Below are 7,464 nucleotides of genomic sequence, written 5' to 3' on the forward strand. Positions count from 1 at the left end.
CCCCGGCGCCCCAACCGCCGCCCCACCGGGGTTGGTCAGGCCTGCGGTGGCGGTGCGTCGACGAGTTCGACGTACCCGGGCATCGGGGCCCGGCCGGCCAGTCGCAGGAGGCGGACCGGGGCCTGTTCCCGCAGACTGCGGGTGTCGCGGACGGCGTCGTTGTAGAAGCGCCGGGCCATGGACACGCGATCCGAGGCGTCCTCCAGTTCGGCGGCGAGATCGACGGGCAGGGCGTCCGTGTCGACCCCGGACAGGACCACGCCGAGGGTGTTCTCCGCGACCTCGGCGTCGGGCTCGGGGGCGTCGTCAGGCGCGCTGCCGTCGTCGCGACGGCGTCGGTGGTCGGGGTGCGGCGCGGGGTCCGGCCCGGCGATCGCCCCCGGGGGGTGGGCGCGGGCGTGCGCGAGCGCCCGCACCAGGCGGTCCGCGCCCGCCGGGTCCCGCGCCGAGAGGTCGCTGGCGACGGCGGCGGCGACCGTGTGGCGTCGCTCCAGGGCCCCGGTCAGGGCGGCGCGGGCCAGGTCGGTGCGGATGTGGAGCCGGTCCAGGCGGTGAGCGGTGAGGTACGCGGTGAACAACGCCGCGAGCGCGGCGACGAGGACGACGACGACGAGGACGATCAGTTCAACGGACACGGAGCGTCTCCCCCGGGCCGCGGATGGTCTCGTACACACGCACGACCCGGTCGGCGACGACGGGCCAGTCGTACTCCCGGACCGCCTGGAGACCGCGGGTGCGGAGGTCGGCGCGGAGCCCGGGGTCGGTGAGGACCCTCGTGAGTGCGGCGGCGAGGGCGTCGGCGTCGCCGACCGTGGCGAGTTCCCCGCACTCGCCGTCCCGGAGGACCCGGCGGAACGCGTCGAGGTCGGCGGCCACCACGGCGGTCCCGGCGGCCATGGCCTCCACGAGGACGATGCCGAAGCTCTCCCCTCCCGTGTTGGGTGCGCAGTAGACGTCCGCGGCGGCCAGCACCGCGGCCTTGCGGGTGTCGTCGACCCGGCCGAGGAACTCCACGTCCAACCCGGCCGGGAGGGTGGCGCGCAGTGCCCGCTCGTCGCCGTCGCCCATGACCCTGAGCCGCAGGTCCGGCACGTCCCGCAGGACGGCGGGGAGCGCCGCGGCGAGTACCCCCATCCCCTTGCGGGGTTCGTCGTAGCGGCCGAGGAACGCCACGGTCGGTGCGTCGGTCGGCTCGGCGGAGGTGTCGACGTCGGTGAACGAGGACACGTCGACCCCGTTGGGGATCTCGACGGCGTCGGAGCCCAGGGCCTCCATCTGCCAGCGGCGCGCCAGGGTCGACACCGCGATCCGACCGCGGATCTTCTCGAGCAGCGGGGCCAGGACCCCGTCGGCGGCGCCGAGGATCATCGACCCCGTGGTGGAGGTGTGGAACGTGGCCGTGATGGGCCCGGAGGACATCGCCAGGGCGAACATGCCGACGCCCGGGGCGTTGGGCTCGTGGATGTGCAGGACGTCCAGCGGTTGCTCGCGGAGCCAGTGGCGGGTGGCCCGCCAGGTGGCGGGGCCGAAGCTGAGCCGGGCCACGGACCCGTTGTAGGGGATCGGGACGCCCGGCCCGGTCAGGGTCATCCCGGAGACCGGCGCACTGCCGGGACTGCCCGGTGCCAGTACCCGGACCGTGTGTCCGCGGCGCCGCAGTTCCTCGGTCAGGTCCACGACGTGGGCCTGCACCCCGCCCGGGGCGTCGAAGGAGTACGGACAGATCATGCCGATGCGCACGGCGGGGTCAGCGCTCGATCCGCGCACGCCGCTCGGCCGGCAGGTCGTCCAGCCAGAGTGGCTGGAGCATGTGCCAGTCCGCGGGGTGCCGGGCGATCCCCTCGGCGAAGAGGTCGGCCATCGCCTGGACCGCCGGTTCGATACCACCTGAGACATCGATGGGCGGGGTGATGCGGACCCGCATCGTCTCCTCGTCGGCGTACCAGAACTGGGCGACGAGCAGAGGCGCGCCGGTCTCCACGGCGAGGCGGGCCGCCCCCGCGGGCATGCGCGTCTGTTCGCCGAAGAACGTCACGGGCACCCCGGTCCGGCGGAGGTCCCGCTCCCCCGGCAGACAGACGATCCCGCCCCCTGCGAGGTACTCGCGCAGCGCGTCCAGCGGCGGGGTGGGTCCGCCCGTGTGCGGGTAGATGGTGAAGCCCAGGCCCTCGCGGAAGTCCAGGAAGCGCTGGTACAGCGATTCCGGCTCGAGCCTCTCCGCGACGGTGGCGAACCCGCCGTAGCGTCGCGCCAGCCAGGTGCCGCCCAGATCCCAGTTGGCCGAGTGCGGCAGCGCGACGACCACCCCGCGCCCCTGCTCGAGCGCCGCGTCGAGGTTCTCGACCCCGGCGATCGTCCGGTCCATCTCGCGGGCCACGGCCTCGCGGTCCATCGAGGGGAGACGGAAGGCCTCGCGCCAGTAGCGGGCATAGGAGCGGAAGGACTCCCTGATCAGGTCGTCGGGGACCTCGGCCGGGGTGACCCCGAGGACGCGGGCCAGGTTCCTGCGCAGCTGCGAGTCCGGACCCTGTCGGCGGGCCGCGAGATCGGCGCCCGCACGGAAGAGGGCGCGCGCGGTCGGCTCTGGAAGGGCGCGCACCACGGCCCATCCGGCGGCGTACCCGAGATCGGAAAGGCGATCGCCGAGGGCGCTCATCGGTCTCCCACCGCGGGGGCGTCGCTACGCGCCACGCGTTCGAGGTAGTCGGTGCGTCCGCCCCACACCCGTTGGATCACCGTGACGAAACTGCCCGCCGCGACGGCGGTCAGCCCGACCTCGAGTGCCCACGGCACCCCCAGCCCCTCGAGGCCGGCGCCGAGCAGGATGAGGACCAGGCGATCGGCGCGCTCCATGAGCCCGCCCGGTGTGCGGAGTCCGCCCGCGTCGGCGCGGGCCTTGGAGTAGGACACCACCTGGGACAGGATCAGGCAGGACAGGAGCATGACCAGCGCGTACCGGTTGTCGGGCTCGGTGTAGACCAGCCACCACAACAGCGACGCCAGGATCACGCCGTCCGCGACCCGGTCGGAGACCGCGTCGACCAGGGCTCCGTACGGTGACCCGCCCCCGCTCGCGCGGGCGACCGCCCCGTCCACCAGATCGAACAGGGTGCACAGTGCGATGACGATCGCGCCGGCCACCAGGTGACCGGGTCCGAACAGGGTGATCGCCGCGGCGCAGGTCAGCAGGAGGCCGGCGAGGGTGATCCCGTTGGCGGTGACGCCGCTGCGGACGAGGAACGCCGCCAGGGGGTGGGCCACCCTGGCGACCCCCGACCTTCCGTACTCGCTGAGCATTCGACTCCCTGCCTACTTCGAGGTGCGGTCTGGTCCGGACACATCGCCTGGTGACATCGTGGTGGACCACGCCTCCGAGAGCAGCTGCCGCGTCTGACGGAGGAGCTGCGGCAGCACCTTGGTTCCGCCGGTCACGGTAATGAAGTTCGCGTCACCGATCCAGCGTGGCACGACGTGTTGGTGCAGATGCTCGGACAGGGACCCGCCGGCCGCGCCACCCAGATTGAGTCCCACGTTGAACGAGTCCGGGTTCGAGACCGCCTTGATGACCCGGATCAGGTGCTGCGTGTACGACATGAGTTCGCGGGACTCGTCGTCGTCGAGGTCCTCCAGGTCCGCCACCTTGCGGTACGGAACCACCATCGAGTGACCCGGGTTGTAGGGGAACAGGTTGAGCACGACGTAGACGTGCTCGCCCCGGGCGACCACCAGCCCGTCCTCGTCGCTCATCCTCGGGATGTCGAGGAACGGCTCCCCCGTCATCCCCTCCGCGGGTTCGGGACGCGTCTCGGCGATGTACGACATCCGGTAGGGCGCCCACAGCAACTGCAGGTGGTCCTCCCCCACCCCGAACTGGCGGTAGGCGCCCGTGGAGGACGGATCTCCGGGCGTCACACGCGCTCCGCGGTCGGCACGTCGTTGCGTCGGGAGTTGATCCAGTACGAGATCTTGTCCATCGCGGCGTTCCGCGAGACCCCGTTGAGCTGCGTCCCGTCCGGGAACCGGAAGCTCACCGCACCCGCCTCGACGTCGCGGTCACCGGCCAGGAGCATGAACGGGACCTTGCCGGTGGTGTGGTTGCGGATCTTCTTCTGCATCCGCTCGTCGGAGACGTCGAGCTCGGCGCGGATACCGCGCCCCCGGAGCTCGTCGATCACGTCCTCGAGATGCTTCTCGTGCGCCTCCGCCACGGGGATGCCCACCACCTGCACGGGCGCCAGCCACGCCGGGAACAACCCGGCGTAGTGCTCGAGCAGCACGGCGAAGAACCGCTCGATCGAGCCGAAGAGCGCGCGGTGGATCATGACCGGCCGCTTCTTGGTGCCGTCCGCGGCGTTGTAGGTCAGGTCGAACAGCTCGGGCAGGTTGAAGTCCAGCTGGACCGTCGACATCTGCCACGTCCGCCCGATGGCGTCGCGTGCCTGGACCGAGATCTTGGGGCCGTAGAAGGCGGCCCCGCCCGGGTCCGGGACCAGCTCGAGGCCGGAGTTCGTGGCCACCCGACGCAGCGTGTCGGTCGCGCGCTCCCAGATCTCGTCGCCGCCGACGTACTTCTCCGGATCCTTGGTCGACAGCTCGAGGTAGAAGTCCTCGAGGCCGTAGTCGCGCAGGAGCGAGATGATGAAGGAGAGCACGGAGGCGATCTCGCCCTCCATCTGCTCCTCGGTGCAGTAGATGTGCGCGTCGTCCTGGGTGAAGCCGCGGGCGCGGGTGAGGCCGTGGATCACCCCGGACTTCTCGTACCGGTACACGGTGCCGAACTCGAACATCCGCAGCGGGAGCTCGCGGTACGAGCGGCCGCGGGAGTCGAAGACGAGGTTGTGCATGGGGCAGTTCATCGGCTTGACGTAGTAGTCCTGCCCCGGCTTGGTCTCCTTGCCGTCCGCGTCGTACTCCGCGTCCAGGACCATGGGGGGGAACATCCCCTCCGAGTACCAGCTCAAGTGCTGGGACTTGCGGAACAGGTCGCCCTTGGTCACGTGCGGGGTGTTGACGAGTGAGTACCCGGCGGACAGGTGGCGCCTGAGGGAGTGCTGCTCCATCTCGTTGCGGATGATCCCGCCGCGGGGATGGAACACCGGGAACCCGGACCCGATCTCGTCGGGGAAGCTGAACAGGTCCAGCTCGGTCCCGAGCCGACGGTGATCCCGCTTCTCCGCCTCGGCCAGACGGTCGAGGTAGGCGTCCATGGCCTCGGTGCTCTCCCAGGCCGTGCCGTAGATCCGCTGGAGACCGGCGTTGTTCTGATCGCCCCGCCAGTAGGCGGCGGACGAGCGCGTGAGTGTGAACGCGGGGATGAACTTGGTGGTGGGCGTGTGCGGGCCGCGGCACAGATCCGACCAGATGACCTCGCCCGTGCGGGGGTTGAGGTTGTCGTAGGCGGTCAGCGCACCCGCGCCGACCTCCATGATCTCGGAGTCCTCGAGCGCCACCGCGCCGTCGGCGTCACCGGCGTCCGCCCGGCCCTTGTCCTCGACCAGCTCGAGCTTGTACGGCTCGCCCGCCAGCTCGGTGCGCGCCTCGTCGAGCGAGGCGTACTCCCGCCGCGAGAAGCGCTGGCCGGCCTTGATGATCTTCTTCATCCGCTTCTCGAGGTCCTTGAGGTCCTCGGGCGTGAAGGGCTCGGCCACGTCGAAGTCGTAGTAGAAGCCGTTCTCGATCGGCGGACCGATCCCCAGCTTGGCCTCGGGGAACTTGTCCTGCACCGCCTGTGCGAGCACGTGTGCGCACGAATGCCGGATCACCGACCGCCCGTCCTCCGAATCGGCGCGGACCAGCTCGACCTCGGTGTCCTCGGCGGGCGCCCAGGACAGGTCCCGGAGGGCCCCCTCCGGATCCCGCACCACGACGATCGTCTCCGGGCCGCTGCGCGACTGCAGCTCCCGCTCGGCGAGGATCTTGCCCGCGGGCTCACCGGCCGGGACGACGGTCGTCACAGGGGCCGCACCCGTCGCGTCGACATCGGTTTCCGGAATGCGGTTCTCGGACACGGGGGGAGATCTCCTCGGGCAGTGGACGTCGGGTGCCGGTGGGCCACCCGGGCTGACACCGGTCCACGACAGGGACCGGGCCGGTCCATGCTACCCGGGGCCCTGACGGAATCCCGGACCGCGGCGCGACGTTGCACCCGGCATGCGCATCGACATCTGGTCCGACGTCGTCTGTCCGTTCTGCTGGATCGGCAAGCGGCACCTCGAGGCGGCACTGGAGACGTTCCGTGAACGACACCCCGAGACCACGGTCGAGGTGGTGTGGCGGGCCTACGAACTCGACCCCTCCGCTCCCCGCGTCGTCGGCGACGAGCCGACCGAGACGAGTGCACAGATGCTCTCGCGCAAGTACGGGATGTCGCTCACCGACGCGGAGGCCGGGCAGGAGCAGATGGCCGCCCGGTTCACCGAACTCGGTCTGGACTTCGACTGGCGGTCCGCGCGCATCTGTTCGACCTTCGACGCCCACCGCCTGGCCGCCCTGGCCGCCGAGCACGGACGGGCGGACGCGGTGGACGAGGCCCTGCGACGCGCCCACTTCACCGAGGGACGGGCGATCTCGGACCCGGCGGTGCTGCATGAGATCGGGGTCGGGGCCGGGTTACCCGCAGAGGAGGTCGACCGGGTGGTCCGGGGGGACGCGTACGCCGACCGGGTGCACCGCGACGTCGAGACGGCCCGCGGTCTCGGGGTCCGCGGGGTGCCGTTCTTCATGTTCGACGACCGACTCGCCGTCAGCGGGGCCCAGCCGGTCGAGGTGTTCGATGACGCACTGGAGCAGGCGGTGGCTGCGGAGGTCTGAGTCCCCGCCGAGTCCGTACACGCCACCGAGCCCGTACACACCACCGAGCCCGTACACACCACCGGGCGCCCGACCCGCTGTCCGCGGATCGGGCGCCCGGTCGCGCTGTACGCCGCTATGTCATGTCACATCGCCAGCGCCGCCGCGCCGAAACCGGCGAGGGCCACGAGGCCCGAGCCAGAGGTTGTGTTGCAGATGCGTGACGGCAGAGGTCCTCAGTTGTTTCATACCCTTGACAAACGTTGAGATCTCGATCACTCGATCAATTCAGGCGCACCATCGTTTGACATATGTAGAGGCAGGCGCGGTGAATGCGCCGCCGCGTCGTGGCGCTGCCAGCACGGTCCCGAACGGCTGAAATGCGGACGACCCCCGGTCTCCGTGATGGAGTCCGGGGGTCGTCGTGGGCTCTCGCCCGCTTCAAGGGTGGTCCTAACTGGGTTCGAACCAGTGACCTCTCCGGTGTGAACGGAGCGCTCTTCCGCTGAGCTATAGGACCTCGCGTTCCGGGCGGTCTCGCCTCGGCACCGGAACACTGTATCAAGACCCGGGCCGTGCCCCAATTCGGCCCCCCGAGGGGTGGGCGGATCGCAGACGGGGTATCCGGGACGCGGTCCGGCGGGCGGTGTGGGTGCCGGAGGGCGGGCCCTGAGG

General features: G+C 71.0%; 7 protein-coding genes and 1 tRNA gene. 1 reads left to right on the forward strand and 7 read right to left on the reverse strand.

The window, feature by feature from the left end:
* Positions 1-35 precede the first annotated feature (35 nt).
* From J1M64_RS01015 to thrS, 6 genes are read right to left on the reverse strand one after another with little or no spacing between them, the layout of a single operon-like run.
* Positions 36-635, reverse strand: a complete 600-nt coding sequence (locus J1M64_RS01015) for an NUDIX hydrolase (RefSeq protein WP_206472210.1) — start codon at positions 633-635, stop codon at positions 36-38.
* A complete protein-coding gene (locus J1M64_RS01020) occupies positions 625-1,740 on the reverse strand; it encodes a glycosyltransferase family 4 protein (RefSeq protein WP_206472619.1) in 1,116 nt (371 codons plus the stop codon). The genes J1M64_RS01015 and J1M64_RS01020 overlap by 11 nt, the downstream gene beginning before the upstream one ends.
* A gap of 7 nt (positions 1,741-1,747) precedes the next feature.
* On the reverse strand, positions 1,748-2,656 hold the full coding sequence (locus tag J1M64_RS01025; RefSeq protein ID WP_154827575.1) for a phosphatidylinositol mannoside acyltransferase: 909 nt from the start codon (positions 2,654-2,656) through the stop codon (positions 1,748-1,750).
* Positions 2,653-3,297, reverse strand: a complete 645-nt coding sequence (pgsA, locus tag J1M64_RS01030; protein WP_154827577.1) for a phosphatidylinositol phosphate synthase — start codon at positions 3,295-3,297, stop codon at positions 2,653-2,655. The genes J1M64_RS01025 and pgsA overlap by 4 nt, the downstream gene beginning before the upstream one ends.
* Positions 3,298-3,309: 12 nt before the next feature.
* Positions 3,310-3,912, reverse strand: coding sequence for an HIT domain-containing protein (locus J1M64_RS01035; RefSeq protein ID WP_206472211.1), 603 nt, complete (start codon positions 3,910-3,912; stop codon positions 3,310-3,312).
* A complete protein-coding gene (gene thrS, locus J1M64_RS01040; RefSeq protein ID WP_374210670.1) occupies positions 3,909-6,008 on the reverse strand; it encodes a threonine--tRNA ligase in 2,100 nt (699 codons plus the stop codon). The genes J1M64_RS01035 and thrS overlap by 4 nt, the downstream gene beginning before the upstream one ends.
* Positions 6,009-6,150: 142 nt before the next feature.
* On the opposite strand from thrS, the gene J1M64_RS01045 reads away from it, so the two are divergent.
* Positions 6,151-6,810 (forward strand): DsbA family protein, encoded by a 660-nt coding sequence (locus tag J1M64_RS01045; protein WP_206472212.1) that lies wholly within the window; start codon positions 6,151-6,153, stop codon positions 6,808-6,810.
* Between the two features lie 427 nt (positions 6,811-7,237).
* Here the strand turns inward: J1M64_RS01045 and J1M64_RS01050 are convergent.
* Positions 7,238-7,309 (reverse strand) — tRNA-Val (locus J1M64_RS01050).
* Between the last annotated feature and the right edge of the window lie 155 nt (positions 7,310-7,464).

Source organism: Dietzia sp. KRD202 (assembly GCF_017168155.1).
Taxonomy (GTDB): Bacteria; Actinomycetota; Actinomycetes; order Mycobacteriales; family Mycobacteriaceae; genus Dietzia; species Dietzia kunjamensis.